Origin of the sequence: Vibrio sp. 1641 (assembly GCF_033339995.1) — a bacterium.
Taxonomy (GTDB): domain Bacteria; phylum Pseudomonadota; class Gammaproteobacteria; order Enterobacterales; family Vibrionaceae; genus Vibrio; species Vibrio alginolyticus.
In genome coordinates this window covers 21822-46743 of record NZ_JAWOVP010000005.1, presented here as the reverse complement: position 1 = coordinate 46743, position 24922 = coordinate 21822, and the positions used below count along the sequence as shown (strand labels likewise).

19 protein-coding genes and 1 pseudogene are annotated in these 24922 nt (G+C 43.6%); 8 read left to right on the top strand and 12 right to left on the bottom strand.

What is annotated here, in order from left to right; translation table 11 throughout:
* The first annotated feature begins 357 nt into the window (after window positions 1-357).
* Window positions 358-1929: a BCCT family transporter gene (locus tag R7Z47_RS12560; protein ID WP_318130114.1), complete on the top strand. Its 1572-nt coding sequence runs from the start codon at window positions 358-360 to the stop codon at window positions 1927-1929.
* Between the two features lie 231 nt (window positions 1930-2160).
* Window positions 2161-4044 (top strand): methyl-accepting chemotaxis protein, encoded by a 1884-nt coding sequence (locus R7Z47_RS12555; RefSeq protein ID WP_005376880.1) that lies wholly within the window; start codon window positions 2161-2163, stop codon window positions 4042-4044.
* Window positions 4045-4113: 69 nt separating this feature from the next.
* Here R7Z47_RS12555 and R7Z47_RS12550 read toward each other — a convergent pair whose 3' ends face one another.
* Window positions 4114-4833, bottom strand: a complete 720-nt coding sequence (locus tag R7Z47_RS12550; protein ID WP_005376881.1) for a 3'-5' exonuclease — start codon at window positions 4831-4833, stop codon at window positions 4114-4116.
* A gap of 8 nt (window positions 4834-4841) precedes the next feature.
* Window positions 4842-6731, bottom strand: coding sequence for a DUF294 nucleotidyltransferase-like domain-containing protein (locus tag R7Z47_RS12545; RefSeq protein WP_017636107.1), 1890 nt, complete (start codon window positions 6729-6731; stop codon window positions 4842-4844).
* A 314-nt stretch (window positions 6732-7045) separates the two neighbouring features.
* Between R7Z47_RS12545 and R7Z47_RS12540 the strand changes: the two genes are divergently transcribed.
* Window positions 7046-7687, top strand: a complete 642-nt coding sequence (locus R7Z47_RS12540; RefSeq protein ID WP_318130112.1) for a porin family protein — start codon at window positions 7046-7048, stop codon at window positions 7685-7687.
* An 89-nt stretch (window positions 7688-7776) separates the two neighbouring features.
* Here the strand turns inward: R7Z47_RS12540 and R7Z47_RS12535 are convergent, their stop codons facing one another.
* The 3 genes from R7Z47_RS12535 to R7Z47_RS12525 form a co-directional block, all read right to left on the bottom strand.
* Complete coding sequence (locus tag R7Z47_RS12535) at window positions 7777-8967, bottom strand: amino acid aminotransferase (RefSeq protein ID WP_171344302.1); 1191 nt, start codon at window positions 8965-8967, stop codon at window positions 7777-7779.
* A 331-nt stretch (window positions 8968-9298) separates the two neighbouring features.
* Window positions 9299-9598, bottom strand: a complete 300-nt coding sequence (locus R7Z47_RS12530) for a hypothetical protein (RefSeq protein ID WP_005376885.1) — start codon at window positions 9596-9598, stop codon at window positions 9299-9301.
* Window positions 9599-9843: 245 nt separating this feature from the next.
* Window positions 9844-10074 (bottom strand): hypothetical protein, encoded by a 231-nt coding sequence (locus R7Z47_RS12525; protein WP_017636104.1) that lies wholly within the window; start codon window positions 10072-10074, stop codon window positions 9844-9846.
* 259 nt (window positions 10075-10333) lie between these two features.
* Here R7Z47_RS12525 and R7Z47_RS12520 point away from each other — a divergent pair, with 259 nt between their 5' ends.
* Entirely contained in the window at window positions 10334-11725 is a 1392-nt protein-coding gene (locus R7Z47_RS12520; RefSeq protein WP_318130110.1) for a PLP-dependent aminotransferase family protein, read from the top strand.
* A gap of 98 nt (window positions 11726-11823) precedes the next feature.
* The gene (locus tag R7Z47_RS12515) at window positions 11824-12048 is read left to right on the top strand and encodes a hypothetical protein (RefSeq protein WP_017636102.1); all 225 of its coding nucleotides are present in this window, start codon (window positions 11824-11826) and stop codon (window positions 12046-12048) included.
* A gap of 90 nt (window positions 12049-12138) precedes the next feature.
* Here the strand turns inward: R7Z47_RS12515 and asnS are convergent, their stop codons facing one another.
* On the bottom strand, window positions 12139-13539 hold the full coding sequence (gene asnS / locus R7Z47_RS12510; RefSeq protein WP_318130109.1) for an asparagine--tRNA ligase: 1401 nt from the start codon (window positions 13537-13539) through the stop codon (window positions 12139-12141).
* Between the two features lie 189 nt (window positions 13540-13728).
* Window positions 13729-15354, bottom strand: a complete 1626-nt coding sequence (locus R7Z47_RS12505; RefSeq protein ID WP_213871687.1) for a methyl-accepting chemotaxis protein — start codon at window positions 15352-15354, stop codon at window positions 13729-13731.
* 293 nt (window positions 15355-15647) lie between these two features.
* On the opposite strand from R7Z47_RS12505, the gene queD reads away from it, so the two are divergent.
* On the top strand, window positions 15648-16010 hold the full coding sequence (gene queD, locus R7Z47_RS12500) for a 6-carboxytetrahydropterin synthase QueD (RefSeq protein WP_005376896.1): 363 nt from the start codon (window positions 15648-15650) through the stop codon (window positions 16008-16010).
* A 92-nt stretch (window positions 16011-16102) separates the two neighbouring features.
* Here queD and R7Z47_RS12495 read toward each other — a convergent pair.
* From R7Z47_RS12495 to R7Z47_RS12475, 5 genes and pseudogenes are all read right to left on the bottom strand, one after another.
* Window positions 16103-16567: pseudogene (locus R7Z47_RS12495) on the bottom strand (GNAT family N-acetyltransferase); the annotation flags it as partial.
* 94 nt (window positions 16568-16661) lie between these two features.
* Window positions 16662-18377: an EAL domain-containing protein gene (locus R7Z47_RS12490; protein WP_154204465.1), complete on the bottom strand. Its 1716-nt coding sequence runs from the start codon at window positions 18375-18377 to the stop codon at window positions 16662-16664.
* Window positions 18378-18588: 211 nt separating this feature from the next.
* On the bottom strand, window positions 18589-19950 hold the full coding sequence (locus R7Z47_RS12485; protein ID WP_005376899.1) for an L-serine ammonia-lyase: 1362 nt from the start codon (window positions 19948-19950) through the stop codon (window positions 18589-18591).
* A 97-nt stretch (window positions 19951-20047) separates the two neighbouring features.
* A complete protein-coding gene (locus tag R7Z47_RS12480; protein ID WP_005388284.1) occupies window positions 20048-21301 on the bottom strand; it encodes an aromatic amino acid transport family protein in 1254 nt (417 codons plus the stop codon).
* A gap of 345 nt (window positions 21302-21646) precedes the next feature.
* Window positions 21647-22246: a CoA pyrophosphatase gene (locus tag R7Z47_RS12475; RefSeq protein ID WP_005376901.1), complete on the bottom strand. Its 600-nt coding sequence runs from the start codon at window positions 22244-22246 to the stop codon at window positions 21647-21649.
* A 231-nt stretch (window positions 22247-22477) separates the two neighbouring features.
* Here R7Z47_RS12475 and R7Z47_RS12470 point away from each other — a divergent pair, with 231 nt between their 5' ends.
* Both R7Z47_RS12470 and R7Z47_RS12465 read left to right on the top strand, forming a co-directional pair.
* The gene (locus R7Z47_RS12470; protein WP_005388282.1) at window positions 22478-23017 is read left to right on the top strand and encodes a heme NO-binding domain-containing protein; all 540 of its coding nucleotides are present in this window, start codon (window positions 22478-22480) and stop codon (window positions 23015-23017) included.
* Window positions 23018-23024: 7 nt separating this feature from the next.
* Window positions 23025-24725 (top strand): ATP-binding protein, encoded by a 1701-nt coding sequence (locus R7Z47_RS12465; RefSeq protein ID WP_017820446.1) that lies wholly within the window; start codon window positions 23025-23027, stop codon window positions 24723-24725.
* Window positions 24726-24922 lie beyond the last annotated feature (197 nt).

Sequence of the window (24922 nt, the reverse complement as noted above, 5' to 3'; positions counted from 1 at the left end):
TCGAGGCGACACTAACTTAAATGCGCCCTTATTTAAAGGGGGGAAATCAAAAATTACCCCTACAATTTTACGCCGTGTCCTCAATACCATTTTGTCGCGCCTTTTCGACAAAATAAGAAGAGCTAAAATTATTATAGCAATAAATGTTTGTGGTCTAACTATTGTAGTAGTGATTTGTTCTATCAAAGGCCGTAACCACACAGTGAAAAGTAAGTTATTGGATTTTTTAATAGCAAAAAGATAGACAAAAACGTGTCAAATGATAGGATCTTGCGCCTTCACGGAATGCAAAACGTATCGTGTTCGAAAGATTTTTTTGTTTGGTACGTAAAAACACTACAAAAATAGAGAGGAACGATGACAAAGGGTATAGATAAGTACAGTATCGATAGTACCGACTATACGGTAGGTCAGGACAACGTTCAAAAATGGGGTTTTGATGTTCATAACCCAGTTTTTGGTATTAGTGCAGGTTTAATTGCGCTGTTTCTTGTCGCTGCATTAGTTCTAGATGCACATACCGCAAAGACGGCACTTGATGGGCTGAAGTGGAAAATTATTGGTTCATTCGATTGGTTGTTCATTATTGCAGGTAACATTTTCGTTATTTTCTGTTTGGCGCTTATCGTCTCACCAATGGGTAAGATTCGACTAGGTGGTAAAGACGCTGTTGCCGATTACTCGTTTATGTCATGGCTTGCAATGCTATTTGCAGCTGGTATGGGTATCGGTTTAATGTTCTGGAGTGTTGCAGAACCTGTCGCTTACTTCACCGGTTGGTATGAAACGCCACTTGGTGTTGAGGCAAATACACCAGAAGCCGCGAGATTGGCACTGGGTGCAACGATGTTCCACTGGGGCCTTCACCCATGGGCAATTTACGGTGTTGTAGCACTTTCTTTAGCATTCTTTGCCTACAACAAAGGTTTACCGCTATCTATGCGTTCGATCTTCTACCCACTTCTGGGTGATCGTGCATGGGGTTGGGCTGGCCACATTGTGGACATTCTGGCTGTGCTTGCGACTTTATTTGGTCTTGCTACATCCCTAGGTCTAGGTGCGCAGCAAGCAGCAAGTGGTATTCATCACGTATTTGGTGTTGAGCCAGGCCTAGGTCTGCAAATCGTCGTTATTACCGTGGTGACTTTACTTGCTGTTGTTTCAGTCGTACGCGGCATCGATGGTGGTGTTAAAGTCATTAGTAACATCAACATGGTTGTGGCGTTCTTGCTACTTCTCCTTGTTGGTCTTATCGGTTGGGCGGCGAGCCTAGGTTCGATTCCAACCACACTTATGGCATATGTAGAGAATATCATCCCACTAAGTAACCCGTTTGGTCGTACGGACGAAGCTTGGTTCCAAGGCTGGACAGTGTTCTACTGGGCTTGGTGGATTTCATGGTCGCCATTCGTAGGCATGTTTATCGCGCGTGTTTCTCGTGGCCGTACCGTTCGCGAGTTCATCACAGCAGTTCTGCTGGTTCCAACTGCGGTTACCGTTGTTTGGATGTCTGTATTTGGTGGCCTGGCGATCGAGCAAGTTGTTGATAAAGTAGGTGAGCTGGGCACAAATGGCTTGACTGACGTATCACTTGCTATGTTCCAAATGTTTGATGTTCTTCCATTTGGTAGCGTGCTTTCTATCATCGCTGTTGTGTTGGTACTTGTGTTCTTCATTACGTCTTCTGACTCTGGTTCACTTGTTATCGACAGTATCACGGCAGGTGGTAAAGTCGATGCACCTGTACTTCAACGTGTCTTCTGGGCATTCATGGAAGGTGCAATTGCGGTTGCTCTGCTATGGATTGGTGGCTCCGAGGCGGTTCAAGCTCTTCAGGCTGGTGCCATTTCTACAGCACTGCCATTTACCTTCATTCTGCTTGCAATGTGTGTGAGCTTATTGATGGGTATGCGAACTGAGCGTCAGTAATTCGGCATTTTATAAAACCGTTTGACTAACAATCAATCAAAAGGCCAGCAATTTGCTGGCTTTTTTTGTGCGGTTTTTATGACGCTCGAGACAAAAAAATGACACATGAAAGTTCATATTTTACAAAGAGTTAATGTGCTATTTTGTTTTTTAAAAATTAGTGAATAGTCGTAAAAAAGTGTGTAATATTCATGCACCTTAACTGTTCTCCCAACTCAAAAAACTATAAATATGAAATTATCATTAAAACAAAAGCTTATAGGCGCAAGCCTTTCTGCTGTTGTTGTGATGGCAACAGCACTTACTTGGTTGTCGGCTGGTCAATTATTTGATCAGACTCGTTCAGGTGTCTATTCACGTGCGCAAAGTCTTAGTACTACTGCGTCAGAGGGAATTTCTGATTGGGTCAATATCCGTAAAGATATTGCCACTGCGTTCAACGACTACTCGACCGAGCAAGACGTTGTTCCTTTCCTACAACAAGCTCGCAAGGCTGGTGGCTTCGATGACATCTTCCTTGGTACACCAAACGGCGATATGTACCGCTCTCATCCGGAGCGTAACCGTGCTGATTATGACCCACGCACACGTCCTTGGTACAAGGATGCTGATGCCGCGGGTAAGCAAATCATCACAGCCGCATATCAAGACGCAATCACGAATGCACTACTTGTGACCATTGCTGAGCCAGTAATGAAAAATGGTCAGTTTGTTGGTGTTGTTGGTGCGGACGTACTGATCGATCAGCTTATCAGCGATGTGATTAACTTAGATGCAGGTGAAAACGCGCATGCGATGCTAATCGACATGAATGAAGGCACCTTCTTAGCGCATCCAGATAAAAGCTTGACGCTTAAGCCTATCACCAGTGTTCTAAAAGATTTTTCAGAAGAGGCAATTGAGCGCGCCGCCGATGAAGGTCGTATCGAAGATACGGTAATCAAAGGAAAAGAGAAGCTTTACTACTTCAATAAAGTTCCTGGTACGCATTGGATGTTTGCGATTGAAATGGATCGCGCAACAGAAGAAGCAGGTCATGCGGTATTGCTACGAGATCTATTGTTTACTGCTGTGGCGATCACGATTGTGGTTATTCTTGCAGTTTCTTGGCTAGTTGGTTTCTTGTTCCGTGACTTGAACCGCGTATCAAATGCACTGGAAGAAATTGCATCTGGTGAAGGTGACTTAACGCAACGCCTAGAACCACGCAGTGATGATGAAGTAGGTAAACTGGCGGAAAACTTCAACCGTTTTGTTGGCAACATGCACACAATGGTTACTAAGCTTAGCCACGTATCTTCTGCGCTTTCAGAGCAAGCACGCACGACAGCACAGCAAGCTGAGGAGCGTAGTCAGCGTATCTCTTACCAGCAAGATGAAATCAACATGGTGGCGACGGCCGTGAACGAAATGGCAGCAGCGACACAAGAAATTGCAGGTAATGCTGATAGCACGGCAAGTAACTCAGAAGAAGCGGTTCAAGCTTGTTCACACGGTTCAAGCCAAGTAACTCAAACGCAAGGCTCTATTCAGAACTTAGCGCAAGAAGTTCAAGTTGCTACTGATGTGATTCAAGAGCTAGAAGCACACGGAAATAGCATCAATACGATTCTATCAACGATTCAAGGCATTGCAGAGCAAACGAACCTACTTGCACTTAACGCGGCGATCGAAGCGGCACGTGCAGGTGAGCAAGGCCGTGGTTTTGCTGTGGTTGCAGATGAAGTCCGCGTATTGAGCCAACGTACTCATGCTTCAACGCAAGAGATTCAAGAAACTATCGAGATGCTACAAGGCACAACAGCCAAAGCGGTCGGTATTATGGGTGACAGTCGTCGTCTAGCTGATACCAGTGTTGATGATGCCAATGCGGCTGCAGCGAGCTTGACGCAAATCCACACTGCTGTTGAGCGTATCAGTGATATGGCAACGCAGATTGCTTCAGCAGCAGAAGAGCAAGCATCGGTAACCACTGAGATCACTCGTAACACTGAAGGTATTCGTGACGTGTCTAACGAGCTGTCAGTCGAAGCTCATCAAGCAGCAGAACAAGCTGCTCACCTGTCTGAGCTATCACACGAACTTGAACAAGAGATTCAACGCTTTAAGCTGTAATCTTGTCTCAACCTAAGTAAAAAGGAGCCATCTGGCTCCTTTTTTGATCGCTATTAAGCGTGAAGTATATTACAGCCAGAACTCACTGATGGGTTGCTCTTCACTGTAATGATGGGCGATTTGCGCTTGCAGTAGCTCTGCGGTAGCAATTGCATCGGTTAATGCATGGTGAGGCGTATAGTCTGGCAACCCATAACGGCGTCGAGATTGCGCTAGCCGAACCGATTCTGGTTTTTTCCCTTTTAAACGCTCCCAGAGAGAGCCTGAACGTTTCTGTTGAATCGTTTCTTCAAGGTGCAGCGTATCTAAAACAGGAAACTCAATACCTTCCCCTAAACGGCTTTTGAGCGCTTTATCCAGAAACTCTCTCTCGATACGACGGTAATGAACAACAATGATTTTCCCGCTTAAGCATGGTAGCAGCTCGCTTAAGATATCGCCTAAGTCAGGTGCATCGATCAATTCGCTGTGAGTAATACCGTGTATAATGACTGAATCTTCATCGAGTGCACGCTGTGGACGTACCTTCCAATGACGCGAGTTACGTAGGAAAATTCGCTTCAGGTTAAACGGCACCAAACCAATAGTAATGATGTCATGTTTTTCAGGATTCAAACCCGTCGTTTCGAAATCTAACGCCACGAACTCCACCTCAGATAACGGTGTTTCTGGAGCAGGCGGCTTGTTGCTATAAAACGCAATTAAATTCTCATCCTTCGCCATCTCCAGCTTTTGTTCAAACTTCGTTGGCCACTGAATGGTTGGCTTCTGAAAGAGCTTTTTAATCATGCTAAACCTCACTTAAAGCTCTTGTTCGCTTGGTAGCGGAACTTAAGGAAATTTTGACCATTGCTTAGGATCTGGAATGCATCCTTTAGGTTGCGACGTTCAAACTCAGAGAGGTTTTCCGGTTCGATATTGTTATCAGGATCAATGCCTAGTTCCACATCCGTCGCTTGGTGACGAATACGTACCATGGAAATAAATTCTAACGCGTCTTTTAAGTCTTGTGCTCGACCTTTTGGCAAAATGCCAGCATCAATAATGTCGTCAAGACGCTCAAACGAGTTCTGTGCACGTGAACCAACCGCCAGAGAGTGAACGCGAATTAAGTCGACCAGAGGAGCAGTACCGCGACGTTTGAGGTTGATGGAGTTGTTGTGTCTGCCATCTTTTTCCATCACGAAGTCTTTAAAGAAGCCCAGAGGTGGTGTTCTGTTTAGTGCGTTACGAGCCAAACACGCTAAGAAGCGGTTGTTCTTTCGAGCGCGACGAACAATAAAGCTAGTTAACTGTTCTGCCCATTTTAAGCGGCCATAGACGCCATCCAAGTCGAAAAAGATGGAGGCGTTGAGTAGTGCTTTCGGGTTCGGGTTATCAATCCAGTCAGCAAAACACTCTTCCCACTCTGAACGAGTCATGCGCCATAGTGGGTTGGTTGCCATAATATCACCTGTGCAATATTTGTAGCCACAGGCATCTAACCCATCGCTGACGTATTTTGCTAGGGCTTCGAAGTATTTACCATGTTTCTCTTCTTGATAAGTCTCATCTAGAATGATGGCGTTATCTTGGTCAGTCACCAACAGTTGCTCATCTCGCCCCATTGAGCCAAGTGCAAGGAAACAATAAGGAATTGGCGGTGGGCCAAGCTCTTCTTCTGCCATTTCTAGCAGACGCTGTTTGAAGCTTCGGCCAATGACCGACATCGCGCTACCCACCATGTGAGAGTTGGCATCTTCATTGACCAGACGCACGAAGCTGCTTTTCACTTCTTCGGCAACAACGGCTAAATCTTCGATAGTCTGTTGTTGGAAAATACTACTCACCAACAACAACGAATTCTGAGATTCATAACGAACAATGTCGGTTGTTTCGATAATACCGATTGGTAATTGGTTTTTTACCACTGGTAGGTGATGTACGTTGTAACGCAGCATCGTTAACATTGCTTCATAGATGTAAGCGTTGTGGTCAAGAGACATGACCTCCGTGGTCATCACACTGGACACATCGTCCTGTGGGGACAAACCTTCAGCTAACACACGGGTACACAAGTCACGGTCAGTAATGATACCAAGTACTGGGGACTGTGGATCGTCTTCGTCACGAACGAAATCTGGGTCGACGATAAGTAAAGCCGATACGTTGTCATTCGCCATTTGCTGCGCGGCTTGCTGGATTGTCTGACCACGATCAATCGTATGAGCATCGCCAGTCAGCAAGGTTTTCACTTTCGACGTCGTCAGGTCATTGGCGTCTTTGTTTTCTGAAATGGCTTGGCGTAAACGAGCGCTATTTTCAACTTCAACAAAATCCGCAAAGGAATCAAAGTTATCGTAAATTTCTTGGAAAATGTCACCAGGAATACAGTAGAGCAGGGTATCCTCAATGGCTTTTACCGGAAAGCGGACTTTGTTATTGGTGAGCATGCCCATCTGGCCAAATAGGTCACCTTCGTCAAGGCGATTATACAGCTCACCTTTGCGTCGATAAACTTCAACAACACCGCTTCGCACCACGTATAAATCTTGGATATAGTCTCCAAAATGGATGATGGGGGTATCTTCTCGGTAGTACGAGATTTCGACACTCTCTGTCACCTTGTTTAGTGTTTCTTCAGGGAGTTCATTGAACGGGGGATACTTGGCGAGAAAGTTGTAAATCTCGAGAAGTTCTGCATCCATCGAAGGCGCCTTTTAGTTCGCAAATAATAAAGTAATCTTAACTTAGTTTTAAAACAGAGTCTTATCTGAACCGCGATTTTCGTGCTCAGTCATAAGATTCTGACATATCGCACGATAAGGGAGCTTCATTTTTACTACTATATGGTCACCTCAATTGAAAAAGACGTCGTCGATATGTTTTCTTCGTGATGACTGATTAGATCTTTGGCTGTTTCAGATCGTTATCACGTCTTTAGATTAAGCTATTCTTCTTGAGCCAAGTAGCTCAGGCGATGGAATACAGTGTTTAGATAATTCTCATGAAAGGAAGTCGAATGGTGAGAAATTTATTGCTTGTTTCTTTAGCTGCTTTGCCGGCGATATCAAGCGCAGCGGTCATGGACCAAGCAGAAAAATTTGGGTACGAACACATTCATTTGGATGTTGGTGCCGGAACGACAAACGAAGAATGGTTAGATAACTCTAATGCGACCACAGTTGGACTCGGTGGTAACTATTTGTTTACTGAGAACTGGTTGTTTAATGTTGATTACTCAGCGCAGTTTTTCCATCCGGATGATTTTACTCTTCGCATTGACCGCCTTTTGTTTGGTGGTGGTTACCGTTATGGAGTTACAGAGCAATTCGATATCTACGGGATATATGGAATAGGCGCAATCAAAGCGAAAGCGACGGACGACAAAACGGATAATACGTTGTCTTCCGATAGCGAATTGATTCAAGCTGTAGCTGTTGGGGTGAATTACTTGCTCAGTGAAAAGCTTATTGCGACAGCTGAAGTGGAGTTTAACCGTAGTGATATCGTTGATGAGAACAATTTTAAGATCGGTTTTAACTACCAATGGCATAAAGTCATCGGCACTGGTCTTTTTTATCAGTTTAGAGATACTGATTACAGCGGTGAAAGCTCAGATTACGTCAATGAAGTAGGGCTGAGTTTGAAGTTTGTCTACTAGATCGGACGGGTTCGTTTTTGGCGTTAAGTTAAAACAAAAAAGGTCAGCTTATGCTGACCTTTCCTTTTAATAAAGTATGCGACAGTCGATTATAAAACCGCTGCAATGCCTTTACACAGAGGGCCCATATTTGACTTCGTCATACCAGCAACACTGATTCGGCCAGAACCGACAATGTAAATACCGAACTCTTCTTTAAGGCGGTTAACTTGCTCTTTAGAAAGACCAGAGAAAGAGAACATACCATTTTGACGTTCGATGAAACTAAAGTCTGCGTCCACACCCTCTGCTTTTAGTGTCGCTACAAATAGTTCACGCATTTCTTGAATGCGGTCACGCATTTCTGCTACTTCAGCTTCCCATTCCGCACGCATTTCGGCGTTGCCAAGAATGTGAGTCACGACAGCGCTGCCGTGTGCAGGTGGGTTAGAGTAGATAGAGCGAATAATGGCTTTAACTTGAGAAAAAGCGGTTGTTGCGACTTCTTCTGACTCAGCTACTAACGTGAAGGCACCTACGCGTTCATTGTATAGGCCAAAGTTTTTCGAGAAAGAGCTCGCGACTAGGATTTCTTTGTTGTATTTAGCAAAAGTACGAAGACCTGCAGCATCTTCTTCCACACCTTTAGCAAAGCCTTGGTAGGCGAAGTCGAACAGAGGAAGCAATTTCTTCTCTGCGACAAGTTTCGCCAATGTTTCCCATTCTTCAGTCGTAGGATCGATCCCTGTAGGGTTGTGACAGCAGCCGTGTAGAAGCACGATGTCGCCTTCAGATGCAGATTGCAGATCATTTAGCATCGCATCGAAGTCTTTGTCTTTTGTTTCAGCATTGTAGTAGCTGTATTGTGCCGTTTCGATACCAGCAGCAGTAAATACGCCGTTGTGGTTCGCCCATGTTGGGTTGCTGATCCAGATCTTTACATCGCCTAGTTGACGTTTAATAAACTCGCCGGCAACACGTAGTGCACCAGTACCACCCGGAGCTTGAGCTGTTTTAGCGCGTTTTTCGTTTACAATTTCTGCATCAGAGCCGAAAAGCAGTTTTTGCACTGCAATGCCGTACTCTGCTGTGCCTTCGATGGTTAGGTAAGATTTGGTTTTTTCAGTTTCAACAAGTGCTGCTTCAGCTTTCTTTACTGTCGCAAGAACGGGAGTTTCGCCTTGCTCGTTTTTGTAAATACCTACGCCAAGGTTAATTTTGTCTGCGCGAGCATCTTTTTTAAACTCTTCAGTAAGGCCAAGAATAGGGTCAGCCGGAGCGGCAACTACTTTTTCAAACATAATCTTCATCCATGTTAATCGAAGGGGTGTGCTAACATTTATACCTTTCAGCAATATTGGTTACAACCGTTACTGAAAAGAAAACCTAAAAAAGTTGCGATTTGAAACAGAATTCTAACATAACTAAAGTTTTTGCCATGAAAACGTTTGGTAGGCACAGAGTTTGAAGGGCATTTATGCCATGGTTGGAGAAGTTTTGCACACATCCCAATCGTTTCAATTCAGTGCTTTGCGTTAACACGTTTATAATTGTCTAGTGAGGATTTGTTGAGACAAAAACGCCCCACCAAAGGTGGAGCGTTTACTGTTAGAGTATGGATATCGGTTGGGGTTATTTCTTCAGATTGATTTCCGACTCAACCGCATTGGTTTCGATGTCAGGGTTAGAAGAAAGTTTTTCAGTCGCCCAGTCGTTCATATGCTTTAAGATCGCTTTTAATGCGTGCTTTTCGGTTGGTACTTCTGTCTTTTCAACTTCAAGTTTTTGCTTCGGATGCGTACCCGTCGCATCTTCCGCAACGTGTAGCCAATCTGGGTGCCAGTAATAAGGTTGGCCGGAAGGAGAGCTCCAAGAATGTACGCCGTTGGATTCACCTTTGTATTTAATATCTTCTTCGTTGTATTTCGCCATTATTGTTTTCTCTCATAATCCATGAGTTGAGGTGTGCATCACCATTACTATTTAAATGTAACAGATGTAATGAAAATTAATGTGATAACAATCGACTTATTTTGCCCTTTGAACGCTATAGAAGATGCGTACTTCTCATTCAGAAGAATTTACTATTTGGCAGGTTTTAGCTTTATTTGTGTTTAAAGCATACAACGATGGATTCGCCTACCTAATGCTATTCTTGAACGGTGATAGAGCCTAAACTACTCGTCATTCAAGTGTTTGAGAATCGCCGCTTTTGCATGCTCTTCTGTCGCTGTTTCTCCATCAGGGACTTCAAGGTCAGCCTTTTTGTGTTCACCCAAAGCATCTTCAGCGATATGCAGCCAATCAGGATGCCAATAATAAGGGGTGGTACTGCCAGGATGGTCCCAACTATGTACACCTTTATGTTTTCCGCGATACGAGAGATCGTCCATTGTAAAAACTTTCATCGCTTCCTCCTGATTTAAATACAGTAGCTCGAAGTGAGTTTAACGCACTCAGTCCAACGTAAAACCTTGGCTTTTAGGTATTGCAAAGATGTGAGGCAATATGTGTGTAACGGTCAAAGTATGGGATATAAACGCTCACTTCGTGGCTGAAATATCTATTGATAAACTTGATAAATTACGTTGCTAAATTGAATACTCCCATATCAGAATGCTGGCGCGAAGTATGCTATGGTGCGGCTGTAAGTGAAATGAGGGAAACATGAACCGATACCGTCAACTGGCTGAGCTGTTCAAAACGCAGATTCAGCAAAATACATGGAGAGCAGGGGAAAAGCTGCCATCAGTGCGTGTAACAAGCCGAAACCATTCTGTCAGCGCAGGTACGGTATTACAAGCTTATCAGCTGCTCGAAGCACAAGGTTGGGTCGCAGCGAAACCTCAGTCTGGATACTTTGTGACTGCGGAGCTGGACCGCTTCGAACCGAGTTCTCCAGCCACTTCCGTTTATCGCTCCAGCATCAACGATGAACTTTACGACTACCTCAAAAATCAGGCCTCACCGAATGCGGTGAAGTTTGGCTCCGCGTTTCCAGACCCTGCATTGTTCCCATTAGAAGCGCTAAACCGCAACCTAGCCAGCTCAGGCAGGAAGATGGGGGCAGAGACGTTATTGGATAACTTGCCGCCGGGCTGTGAGTCTCTACGCCGTTTGTTTGCTCAACGGTACATCCAACAAGGTATGGTGTTTACCCATGATGATATTGTCGTTACTTCTGGCGCATTAGAAGCGTTGAATTTGAGCCTTCAGGCCGTGACCCAGCCTGGAGATACTGTTGTAGTTGAATCACCGACGTTTTATGGCGCACTTCAAGCGATTGAACGTTTAGGTCTAAAGGCGATAGAAATAACGGTGGATCCGTTAACTGGACATTCAGTAGATCAAATTGAATCGACTTTTGCCGACAATGATGTTCGCGCATGTTGGTTAATGACTAACTTTCACAATCCAACAGGAACCTTATTAATTGACGGGCAGAAGCAACGTATCGTCGAACTGGCTGACAAATACGATGTGTACTTGATCGAAGATGATGTGTATTCAGAGCTTTATTTTTCTGAAAAAAAGCCAAGCTCACTTAAAGCTTTTGATACACAAGAGCGCGTGTTGCATTGTGGATCATTTTCAAAAAGCCTTTGCCCTGGCTATAGGCTGGGCTGGGTGGTAAACAAACGCTTCAATGAGCAACTTCAAAAGCTGCAACTTATCTCGACGTTGTCAGGCAGTGCACCAATCCAGCAGGGTATCGCGCATTACTTACAAAACGATAGTTATGATAGCCATCTTAGAAAACTGCGAAAGAATCTTGAGCAGCGGCAATTGGCGTTTATTGAACTGGTTGATAAGTACTTTCCCCAATCGATTCGTTACACGCAACCGGAAGGCGGCTATTTTCTTTGGATAGAACTGCCGAAAACAAAGTGCGGAAAAGCGATTTATCAAAAGTTATTGGAAGCGAACATCACTGTAGCATTTGGTCAGTTGTTTTCTGTCGCTCCAAATTATGAGAACTACCTGAGGCTTAATACATCGTTACCTGTAAATGATGAATTAGAACAAGCCGTGAAGACGGTCGGAGAATTACTTCATTAGCCAACTGTTTACCTGTTTTTTGCTCAAACTGTATCAGTGGACGATACCGAAGCTGTGTTTCAATCATGGGCAGACAACCATTTAGGTTAGGAGCCGTAATGAAAAAGCAGTTGGTAAAGCATGAACTTAGGTTGATGGGTGTTGCTATTTTTAGCGCATTTTTGTTGGTGTTTGCACACTTGATATTGGCGAAATCTTTTTCTCATATGGTTTGGACGGAATACACTGCTGCCGTTATCCCATTTGTGATGTTTGGCTTGTGTGTGGTTGGAGTAAAATACGCAGCGCGAGCAGATGAGGATGACGACGAAAATAACAACTAGAGTGCATACACCGGTTGCTAGAAAATCATTCGTACAAATAAAAGACCTCCACATGGGAGGTCTTTTTAATTCGATATCACTAAAAAGTGATTAGAAGTTCGCAGAGCGAGGAGTACGTGGGAATGGGATCACGTCACGAACGTTGCCCATACCAGTGACGTAAGATACTAGGCGCTCGAAGCCTAGACCGAAGCCTGCGTGTGGCACTGTGCCGTAACGACGTAGATCGCGGTACCAGCTCATGTGTTCAGGATCGATACCCACTTCACGCATACGTGCATCTAGAATGTCTAGGCGCTCTTCACGCTGAGAACCACCGATGATTTCGCCGATGCCCGGTGCTAGAACGTCCATCGCTGCAACTGTTTTACCGTCATCGTTAGCACGCATGTAGAATGCTTTAATGTCTTTCGGGTAGTTCTTAACGATTACAGGTGCTTTGAAGTGTTCTTCAGCAAGGAAACGCTCGTGCTCAGAAGACATATCGATACCCCATTCAACTGGGAATTCGAACTCACGACCTGAATCAAGAAGGATCTGGATTGCGTCAGTGTAGTCAACCTGCGCGAAGTCAGAAGAAACGAACTGCTCTAGACGAGTGATTGCTTCTTTGTCGATGCGTTGAGCGAAGAACTCAAGGTCATCGCGACACTCTGCAAGCACTGCTTTAAACACGTACTTGAGCATGTCTTCAGCCAGTTTCGCTACATCATCCAGTTCTGCGAACGCAACTTCAGGCTCAACCATCCAGAACTCTGCTAGGTGGCGGCTTGTATTTGAGTTTTCAGCACGGAAAGTAGGGCCGAAAGTGTAAACTTTGCTTAGCGCACAAGCGTAAGCTTCTGCGTTTAGCTGACCAGATACTGTTAGGAACGTCTCTTTACCGAAGAAGTCTTCGTTGTAGTCCACTTTACCAGCGTCAGTGCGAGGAAGGTTTTCCATGTCTAGCGTAGATACGCGGAACATTTCACCAGCGCCTTCAGCATCTGAAGCCGTGATCAACGGCGCAGATACCCAGAAGTAACCTTGCTCGTGGTAGAAGCGGTGGATTGCTTGAGATAGGCAGTTACGTACACGTGCTACTGCACCGATTACGTTTGTGCGCGGACGTAGGTGCGCAACTTCACGTAGGTACTCGATTGAGTGACGAGTTTTTGCCATTGGGTAAGTTTCAGCATCTTCAACCCAACCAACCACTTTAACGTCAGTGGCAGCAAGTTCGAAGTCTTGACCCTTTGCAGGAGATTCAACAATCTTACCAGTTACTTCAACAGAGCAGCCAGTCGTTAGCTTTAATACTTCCTCTTCGTAATTATTAAGATTATTTGGGACCACGGCCTGAATCGGGTCGAAACAAGAGCCGTCATATATGGCAAGGAAAGAGATTCCAGCTTTGGAATCACGACGTGAACGGATCCAGCCACGAACAGTCACTTCGCTGTCTACTGCTAGCTGACCTTTCAATACGTCTGATACAGGCGCGTAAGTCATGTTTTCAATATTCTCCATTGAGGTAAAAATTCAACTCAACGCTTACTTAAAGTACTTGTCTAATAACATTTTTGTTCAAAAAACAAGCTAAGCGCTGAGTTGGGTAGCATTTTACAGATTCAACGAGACATATTACCTGTCAATTCGCTCGCATCAACCTTTATATTCGTTTTGATGGGGAGAATCTCTCTATTTATTCACTCTTTGGTGCTCTGAAAGTGTGAATTGGTTTAGTAATTGCTCTAAACGTTCGGATAGATGCTCTAAATCAACACTAATATCACGCGTGTGTGATGCTGATTGCGATGTGTCGTTAGCATGCAGTGTGATCACATCTATTTTAGATTGAATATGCTGACTTACATCAGATGTGGTTTGCGTCTGGTTTTGGATATCTTCTGCATGTCTGAGCACTTGGCGCATTTCGTCAACAACGTTATGCATTGTGGCTGATAGTGCCTCGACATCGACAGAGCGTTGATGAGCAAACTGGCAGACGGTATCAACAGAAGTTAATGACTCTTCACTTCCTTGCTGGAATTGAGAAATGATATGTTCAATATTACCAGTGGCTTCAGCCGTCCTAGAAGCCAGGTTACGCACTTCTTCCGCGACGACCGCAAAACCGCGTCCTTGCTCTCCGGCTCGGGCGGCTTCAATAGCAGCATTCAACGCGAGCAGATTGGTTTGTTCTGCAATACCCTTAATAACCACAAGAATGGACGACACTTCTTCGGTTCTTTGGTTTAGAGAGCTGATTTTTTCCCGTACGGTATCAATGTTACTTACTAGTTGTTTGATGTCTTCACTTACATTGTGTGCTTGGCTTGCACTATGAGTGGCGACATCAACGGTGTGATTGACCAAAACAGTAGCGTTGTTAGTCGAGTCCTCAACAGCAGTTTGTTGCTGCAGCATATCGGTGATATTGCTTTGTACTTCGCTGGTCTCTAGCTGTTGGTTATTGGCCGCTTTATCTGTGGACTGCGCGACAGCAGTTAGTTTACTCGCGGAGTCGGCAAGTGAGTGAGAGGTGTCTTGCACACGTTCTAAGCTTTCGGAGACCGTGTCCATGAATGAATTGATGGCTGTAGAAAGTTGGCCCACTTCATCCTGTTGGTGATGCATCAGTCGTTGAGATAGATCTTTACTATGGCTCACATTCGACATGAATTTCGACGTTCTTTGAATTGGTCGTACAATGATTTTTTGAATCAAACTCATCGTTATGATGAAGCCCACAAATGCGATTACGGCCATTATTCCCATCGCAAACATTGCCTGTTTACTGATCATTGAATTGACATGATTCATGTTGTATTCCAAGCGAATCGCGCCCAACACTTCTCCTGCTGGTGCAACGTGGCAAGAAACGCAGTTGGTGCCACGGTAATTTTCGCTCGATTTCATTGGTAGCGCGACTACTAACCCTTTGCCCCAATCGGCTGAGATTGGTTCAATCACCAGTTCACCATTCAACGCTCGTTGATCAATATCATCGACAGGCTGCTGGTTTTGTTGCCCAGGTCCGTAAAGTTTGGTCACAGTATCAGCTCGCAACACGCGAACTGCTTCAATGCCTTCTTGGGCCAGGGCCTTTTGACGTAAGGTTTCTTTTTGCGACATGGTGCCCGTAAGCATCATCATATTTAGGCTATCGAAATAATTACTAGCCTTATCATGGAGTTGTTCACTAAGAACATCATTGATTAAGGTTTTTTGTTGATGGTATTGGTAAGCCGTAGAGGCAGCTAGAACGCAGCTGAAGACAGCAATTAACGCCAGTAAGAGCTTAAAAGTGATAGTTGAGCGCATAAATTTATAAGTGTAATTGGAACGAACTGCACAATATTAATGTGCACAAATGCCCACTGCGAACAACGAAATGAATGATTGTGACCCCACACATGTTGGGGATATGTAATTGTGATGTGAGTGCTGTGTAATCAAATGTTTGGCGCATGACAGAAATACGGCGCTTTGGTGTGAGTGATAGCAAAGAGGCCAGGAACCAGCGGAAGTTTTTGCTACGCTTGTATGGGGTAACGCTTGTCTCTTGGCAGCGAATTCCTTAGTATTGCCTGTCTTTTTAAAGCCTGAGAATCAAGATGAAAACAGAATTATACAAAGAGTTTATGTTCGAAGCAGCACACCATTTGCCACACGTACCAGAAGGTCACAAGTGTGGTCGTTTGCACGGACACTCTTTCCTTGTTCGTCTTTATGTAGAAGGTGAAGTTGATCCACATACAGGTTGGGTAGTGGATTTTGCAGAGATCAAAGCTGCATTTAAACCAATTTACAATCGCTTAGACCATTACTACCTAAACGACATTGAAGGGTTAGAGAACCCGACTAGCGAAGTGTTAGCAAAATGGATTTGGCAGCAGCTCAAGCCAAGCTTACCACTGCTAAGTAAAGTAGAAATCAAAGAAACGTGCACAGCGGGTTGTATTTACAAAGGCGAATAAGTCACTTTCTGTTGAGCATTAAACAAAGGCAAGCGAGAAGCTTGCCTTTGTTGTATCTGAATGGCCCAATTTTGATTATGCTTCACCAGATAGCTTAATGGGTGTCGTAGAATCCATTCTTTTTCATTATCACCCAATGTTGTTTCCTCTGTATTAATGAATCCGCACGCATCAAGAAAACTGATAGCGTATTGCTGACTTTGTGGGACAGTGGCGCAAAGAGAGGTGCTTTTAGGGTTAATGGTATATGCATAAAGGAACAGTTTACGCAATGCCTCACTCCCAACCCCTTGACGTTGGAAACGTTGATCAATCATCAAGTACTTAAGCTCCAGTTCGTATCGTTTAGCAAACGGCGCATGTTGGGAGAAACCTTTATCGATAACAAGGTAGCCTACTAATAGATCATCAGAATAAATCGTAAAGAACGCCTCTGACTTACTACGTTTTTGATAAGCCATTTCAAACGGTGTAAAAAATCCTTTTTGCTCTTCTTGCACATCCAATTGCATCAAACTTGAAAAATCTTTCAGTTTGGTGGGTTTAATCGCAATCATCGCTCAATCACAAATTGGCGGCATACCTTTATGCCACCACGAGTTTTTATAGAGTATTAAATCTATTTTAAGTAACTAACCGAGTGAAGAAAAGCTAGCAATGAAGAGGGTAATAATAACCTTGGTGAATGTATGCGCCCAATGTTGTGAGTAAGTGAGCACTGTCTGCCGTTTCTACGCCTTCAACAATGACCGTGCAGCGATACGTATTGCCCATAGCAATTAACTGACGCAAGGTTTCTATCTTTTTATCATCAGTTTTTAGGCCAATAACAAATTCTCGGTCGATTTTGAGGTAGTCCGGATTCAGCTTGCTGATAAGCGCCACATTATTATTACCGGTGCCAAAGTCATCAATACTGATTTTACAATCCAGAGCTTTTAGTTTCGCGACATTGCCATAAATCTCAGAGGTATAGTACATCGATGCATTTTCTGTGATTTCGATTGTCAGCAAACGGCAATCCCGATTAGATAGCTCTCTATATAGGATTGAAAAGTTACGCCCTCGCAGCAAAGAAGGACAAACGTTAATGCTAATAGGGATGGGCAACGCTTTTTGTTTGGTGTAGATGGAATCAATCACCAGTAAGGTATGAGTTAGCAGCAATCCATTGCGGATCAGTGTTTCAATAAACCGTTGCGTATTTTTTACCTTAAACCGGGAGAGGGCTTCGTAGTGCACAATCTTTTGTGCCGAAGTGTTATAAATCGGTTCCAGTTTTATTTTGAATTGTCGAATTGCGCACAAGTAAGCCATAAAGGCTTGTAGGGAGCGGTGACGCAGTATAATGAGAAAAAGTAAGCTCAGTAGAATGATACTTTGAAACGGTCCAGAGATGTAATACACCTCTTTATAGCCACTATTCTTTACGTGATAATTGAAGAAGCGTTCATTGGTGTTACCAATCTCTAACGACGTTCCGGTATTCGTTGATAGCTTCATACCGGAAAGAAAAAAACGTGAAATATGATTTTCAACATTGTCGGATAAGTTAATGTTTTTAACACGAACCAAAACGGTTGCGTTATTTAAGTCAAATGATTGGGTCGTGTAATTGTTATTGTTACTCCACTCTTCAAAGGCTTTTTTGCTGACAGGGACAACGGTTTCTGGAGTGACTAAGCATCGAATATTGAAACGATCTAGCATCATGCTCGATTCCACCAACTTCACATTATCAAATAGTGACTTCAGTTCGCTTTCATTAGCAAAGCAACTCCTACGGGAAAGGTTCTCTGCAATTTCGAAGGCGTTATCCAGATAATTATGTTTAACGATGCTGTTTATCGCGTAGTAACAGATAGCAAAGAAAATGATCGCAGTGATCAACACAACCCACATTGCTTCTGAATAGATCTTTTTATTACGCAAGCAAATACGAAGCGCTTTGCGAAGACTATTGGTTGTGTATTGATTGATCTTCTGTTGATGTTCGATGCCATTCTGATGGTTGTTTTGCATAGTAAAAGGGATGAAGTATCCGGTCCGGTGAATGTTTTCGATAATGTTTTTGTTAGTGGTTAAATGTTCTTCCGTGAGCTTGCGAAATTTCTTTCTTAGAGCGGCCACCGCGTTTTTAAAGCCATTTTCAGGCAGTGTCATTTTGTATTGTTGAGTGATTTTGCTTTCTATTAACCGCTGACTAATCGGCGTATTTAAACTGCCGTATGTGGCGATAGTTGACAGAATGGCGTACTCATTTGGGTTGACAGGAATGGAGTGGTGGAGTGACTGATTGAGCTCTAGAGATATTTCGTTTTCGGACAAGCAAACGCAGATTTGGTTTCCAATTTCAAACCTAATCATGTGTTGATGTGCTCCAAGTTTAATTTTTGGCTACGTTATCAATAAAGCTTGGGAAGAGATGTGATTTTTTACTGAGATATCCATAATATTTGGATATATTCAACGTTTTAGGTTTTTTTTACTTGTCCTGATAACGCATTCTCCTGGGTTTTTGGGGTATAAAAAAACCCGAGCATAAACTCGGGTTTTGATTGGTATTCAGAAAGGCGTGTTAGCAAATCACTTTGATTGCTAGACCACCTTGAGATGTTTCGCGGTATTTCGCGTTCATGTCTTTACCTGTTTCTAGCATGGTTTCGATAACCTTATCTAGAGAAACAGTTGGAGCTGAAGAGCGACGTAGTGCCATACGAGTAGAGTTGATTGCTTTTACTGCCGCAATACCGTTACGCTCGATACATGGAACCTGAACCTGACCTGCAACTGGGTCACACGTTAGACCTAAGTTGTGCTCCATTGCGATTTCTGCTGCCATACATACTTGCTCTGGGCTACCACCCATAAGCTCAGCAAGGCCTGCTGCTGCCATAGAACATGCCACGCCAACTTCACCCTGACAGCCAACCTCTGCACCAGAGATCGACGCGTTACGCTTGTAAAGACCACCGATTGCGCCAGAAGCTGCAAAGTAACGGATGTAATCTTTTTCAGTCACAGTTTGGATGAACTTATCGTAGTAAGCCAGTACCGCAGGGATGATGCCACACGCACCGTTAGTTGGTGCTGTAACAACGCGGCCACCTGCTGCGTTCTCTTCGTTTACTGCGAAAGCAAACATGTTTACCCAATCAACAACAGACATTGGGTCGTTTGTTGTCTTTTCTGAAGTAAGTAGCTGCTGGCGAAGTGCTGCTGCACGGCGAGGCACACGCAGTGGACCAGGCAAAATACCTTCTTCATTCATACCGCGATCCATACACTCGCGCATTGTGCGCCAGATGTTTGCGAAATAAGTACGAGTTTCTTCATCTGAATGAAGCGCATGCTCATTCTTCATGGTTAGTGCGCTGATGGACAATCCACTTTCGTGGCATTGGTTAACCAGTTCCTCTGCCGTTGTAAACGGGTAAGGTACTTTTACTGGGTTTTCAGCTTCTTTACCGAAATTTTCTTCATCAACGATGAAACCACCGCCGATAGAGTAGTAAGTTTTTGAGTACGCCTTTTCGTCATCAATCCAAGCGTGGATCTGCATGCCGTTTTCGTGTAGCTCTAGGTTTGTTTTGTGGAAGTTCATTCCACCTTCACGTGGGAACGATACTGTGTGACAGTGCATGCCAACAGGAAGGCGTTCAGTTTCTTCTACACGAGCGATAAAGCCCGGGATAGAATCGATATCAACTTTCTCAGGAGTGTTGCCTGCAAGACCCATGATGATAGCAATATCTGTGTGGTGACCTTTCCCTGTCAGTGATAGTGATCCATAAACGTCAACGGTGATTTTAGTGATGTCGCGCAGTTTTCCCATTGCACGAAGATCATCAATAAACTCTTTACCCGCTTTCATTGGGCCTACAGTGTGTGAGCTTGAAGGTCCAACACCGATTTTATAGATATCAAAAACACTAATCATATCGATTACCTCAGAAGAAAGCCTCCCAAGGGGAGTTGGGAGGCTTAATTTTATCGTTATATTTTTGGATTAATCATACTGCAACGGGCAGAGATGATTAAAGAGCGCCGTAGATTACAGAACTAATTGCAGCAAGACCACAGATTGCTGTGAAAATTTGCACAGGTGCTGAAGTTTTGTACTTAGCCATCGCAGGAACTTTTTGCATTGCGAAGATTGGCATCAAGAATAGGATTGCCGCAATCATCGGTGCACCCATTGTTTCAATCATACCTAGGATGCTTGGGTTAACGATAGCAACGATCCAAGTTGTGATTACAATGAAGATTAGAGACATCTTCTCGATCTTGCTTACTGGTGATTTTGAACGAGATTTCACTAGACCAACTAGACCTTCGTGCGCACCTAAGAAGTGGCCAAAGTAGCTAGAGGTGATCGCTGCGAAAGCAACCAATGGACCCATGTAAGAGATCAGTGGAGATTCATGCACGTTTGCTAGGTAAGAAAGAACAGAGATGTTTTGCTCTTGCGCTGTTGCTAGTTGCTCTGGAGACAGAGAAAGTACAACAGAGAAAACGAAGAACATAACAAAGCCCATCAGCATCATTGCTGCGCCACCAGTGATAGCGTCAGTTTTCTTAACTGCGTCATCACCATATACACGACGTTGCTCTTTAGAGAACTGAGAAATGATTGGGCTGTGGTTGAAAGAGAACACAATAACAGGGATTGCTAGCCAAACGATAGCTGGCATTGCACCCCAGTCAGGTGACACTTCCATCATTGAAGTGTTCCAACCAGGAATTAGGTATACAGACAGTGCTAGTAGGATGAACACGAGAGGGTAAACCATTGCTGAAGTTGCTTTCAGCATAAGCTCTTTACCGAATACTACGCCTGCTGTCATTGCAGCAATAAGTGCACCAGAAAGTAGCCAGCGAGGAATAGATTCCATGCCCATTTGGTTAACTAGGAAAGAGTCAACTGTGTTTGTGATACCAACACCGTAGATAAGTACGATTGGGTAGATAGCGAAGAAGTAAGCGAACGTAATAAGGTTTGCGCCAGTCTTACCAAAGTGCTCTTCTACTGTGTCGGTGATGTCCGCTTCAGGGTTTTTCGCAGAAAGAACGAAACGAGCTAAAGATTTGTGTGCGAACCAAGTCATTGGTGCTGCAATTAGGGCTAGGATTACTAATGGCCAGAAGCCACCTGCACCTGCTTTAATAGGAAGGAACAGTACACCTGCACCTACTGCCGTACCAAAAAGGGACAGACACCAGGTAAAGTCTTTGTAAGAAAACTTACTAGACGATTGTGCGGTAGAAACCGCAGAAGTAGTTGTATTCATTTTTTAGTTACTCATTTTGGGAACAGGAAATAAGTCGGGAGTAATTTTGCAAGATTTTACACTAGGAAAATTAGATCTAAATCATTTATTGCTTACGCTTATTGAATGATATGTCAAAAACCTGCTTTTTATCACGAAAATGATGTGCTACTCGTGATTTCTGCTAATGAGTAAAATTAGAAAAACTTATCAATAGGGCTGTTTGTATAAATTTATTTCACCGCAAGCGTTTGCGGTGAGAATGGAAAATTAATCTAATGTGAATGAATGTTTATGAAGCAACGTTTTATTAATATTGATGCGCATAATGATCGCGCCTATAAAAGCACCGATATCAACAACTGTTTAATGTGAAATAATATGTTTTTGCATTGATTCGATAATTTGTGCCGTCATGCCCCAGATGAAATGCTGTCTATATGGGATAGCAAATACACGATGACTGCTTCTTTTTAGGTCAAATTTGGTGCTATACAATTTTTTGGGGTTCAGAATATGGTTGGCAGGAACCTCAAAAACTGACTCTACTTCATTTGGGTCAATATGCGTTTTATATTCCGGAGAAACAAAAGCCAAAAAAGGTGTCACATTAAATTGACTAATCGTTGGTAGTGTAGGCAGTTGACCAAACACATGAATATGCTCATCTTCTATCCCAACTTCTTCTTTGGTTTCCCTTAAAGCGGTATTCACGAGCTGAATATCTTCCTGCTCATATTTGCCACCGGGAAAGCTGATTTGTCCCGGATGATGGCGTAAGTGGGCTGCACGCTTAGTCAGAATGACTTGTAACCCGTCATCGCGTTCCACAAAACCGATTAAGACTGCCGCATCTCTCAGGGACTTTTCTTTCATCCATTTCAGTCGTGCAAGGGACTCTTTGTGGTAGCCCGTTGGAAGCCGAAATTGAAAGTTCTGTAGTAAATGAGTTTTGTCGATAACCAAACTGAGTCCTTATTTATCGTGCCTAACCATTATTTATTATACTCAAAGACGGCAAAGCGTATGGCGTTATCGTTACTGGTTACCAAATAAAGCATTCGCATTAAAACACTCGCCAGCACTTTCCCTCTTTGTGTTGTGTGTCTCACTCTGCTTGAACATATTAATTTGAAACTTATAAGGTTATACACCATTCTTTATTTTAGGACGTCACTATAGGGCAAGTATTGGCCAATGAAAGGGATTATTTTCACCGAGTTCATGGAGTTAGTGGAAGAGAAATTCGGTCTTGATGTGTTAGACCAAGTTCTCGATCTTTCTAACGATGAAGGTGTTTACACTGCTGTTGGTAGTTACGATCACAAAGACTTGGTTAAGTTGATCGTGAATCTCAGTAAAGTATCTGGTGTTCCCCCCGAGCAACTGCAAGAGGTGTTTGGAGAGTGCGTCTTTTTGAATTTACTTCGCTCTATTCCTAGTCACGCCAGTTTGCAACAGTGTGAAACGACGTTTCAATTTGTTCGCCATGTTGAAGATTTTATTCATGTCGAAGTTAAGAAGCTCTATCCTGATGCTAACCCTCCGCAATTTGATTTCATTAGTGAAAACCAATCCCAATTGGTATTTGACTACCACAGCGCAAGATGTATGTCTCACGTATGCTTAGGATTGATAAAAGGTTGTGCTGCACATTTTGGTGAGGTAGTTCATATCAAACATCAAAACCAGTCAGAAGATGGCAGCAAAGTACGTTTTTGGTTAGAGGCTCAATAAGAACGATATGACGGGAAGTTCCTCATTAGAAAGGAAACTCAAACGAGAAGTTGCATCAAGAAAAGCAGCTGAGCAGCTGTTGGAACAGAAAAGCTTAGAGTTATATGAATCCAACCAGCAACTCAGTGTTGCATTGAAAAAGCTGGAGCTGAAATCTAAAAAGGATCTTCGTAAGTTTGAGTTTGAAGAGCAAATTGATGCCACGTTGATTAAGTTCGGTCGTACTTTTTTATCGAGCACGTTCGATGAAGCAATGATAGCGAGCTTTATTGAGCAGCTCACTTCTAACTCGATCATTTCTGCGGCTTACTTGTTTCTTGACGCTACAAAGCTGAGCTCATTGCGTCGTCATCACTTTGGTCACATACAGCTTCGTCATAACAACGAGATTTTCACCACTCCTAATTGGCAGGGAGAGAATTTGCATTTGCCAGTTATCATTGATGGGGAAACGGTTGGGGAGTTGATTTTCTCTGTGTTGCAAGATCAAATCGATCAGTCTTTTATTTCCAAACAGATGGAGCTCGTGTCTGACTTAGTTCATGGTGTTATTGGTCGACACTTAAGTTTAGAGCGAGAGGTCGAGCTGAGAAAGCGGGCTGAGGAATCAGAGAAAGCGACGAAGGAGTTTGTCGCCATGATTAACCATGAGCTGCGAACTCCTCTCAATGGCGTATTGGGTAGTGCGGAGTTATTGAGTCGAACCCAATTAGAAGAAGAGCAGCGTCAATACTTGAGCAATTTGACTCAATCAGGGGACTTATTGAGAGTTATCATTAATGATCTTCTTGATTTCAGTAAGATGAATGCCGGTATGATGGAAATCATACATAAAGTTTTTGCCTGGGAGGAGCTTGAAAAAGCCATCATGGGTGTATTTGCAGCTAAGGCTGCGGAAAAACGCATCCATTTCTCTATCGACAAAAAGCTGGGGATCCCTGAATTTTTAGTCGGTGACTTAGAGCGCATTACACAAATTTTGGTTAACTTGGTGGGAAACGCGATTAAGTTTACTCACTTGGGTGGTGTCGTGTTACGTGTGGAATGGCTTAACGGCACGGCTTATTTTGAGGTTGAAGACACTGGTATTGGCATCCCAATAAAAGCACAGCCGTCACTCTTTGACCCATTTGTCCAAGTTGATCGCTCGGCGAAACGCAGCTTTGAAGGCTCAGGTTTAGGTCTCGCGATTTGTAAAAACCTCGTGGATTTGATGCAAGGTCAAATTAGCTTTGAGAGTGAAGAGCGCAAAGGGACAACTTTTAAAGTTGCTATTCCTCTTGAGGAAGGGCAAGCACAAGGCACAGCAGAGGGGGAATTGGTCACTATAGAGCGAAGCGATTTAGCAGGACGCTCAATATTAGTGGTTGATGACATCAGAATGAATCAAGTCATTGTTACTCAAATGCTGAAAAAACTCGACATTACACCTGATTTAAAAGCCAACGGAAAAGAAGCATTAGAAGCGGTGAAAAGTAAAGACTACGAACTGATATTCATGGACTGCCGAATGCCAGAAATGGATGGTTATGAGGCGACGATGTATCTGAGAGAGCGTGGCTTTACTCATCCTATTATTGCATTAACCGCTGGCACTACCATCGAAGAGCGTCAAAAGTGCATTGATTCAGGCATGGACGACATACTCACTAAGCCGTACACCGCAACCGATATCGAACAGATTATGTGTAAGTGGCTTGAGCAGTAGACGCTGCCTCTTAAAAAGTATGTTTGTTGGCCAACGGCTAAAAGCTAAAGTACATGCAAATAAAACACACAAAAAAACGCACCAAACTGGATAATGCCGCTCGTTTAACGATGTTTTTTGGGTCATTCTAGCGAGCCTTGGCGAGACTAAGAATCTAGTAGCAACACGATGAGCGGGTAATGAAACAAATTTGACCA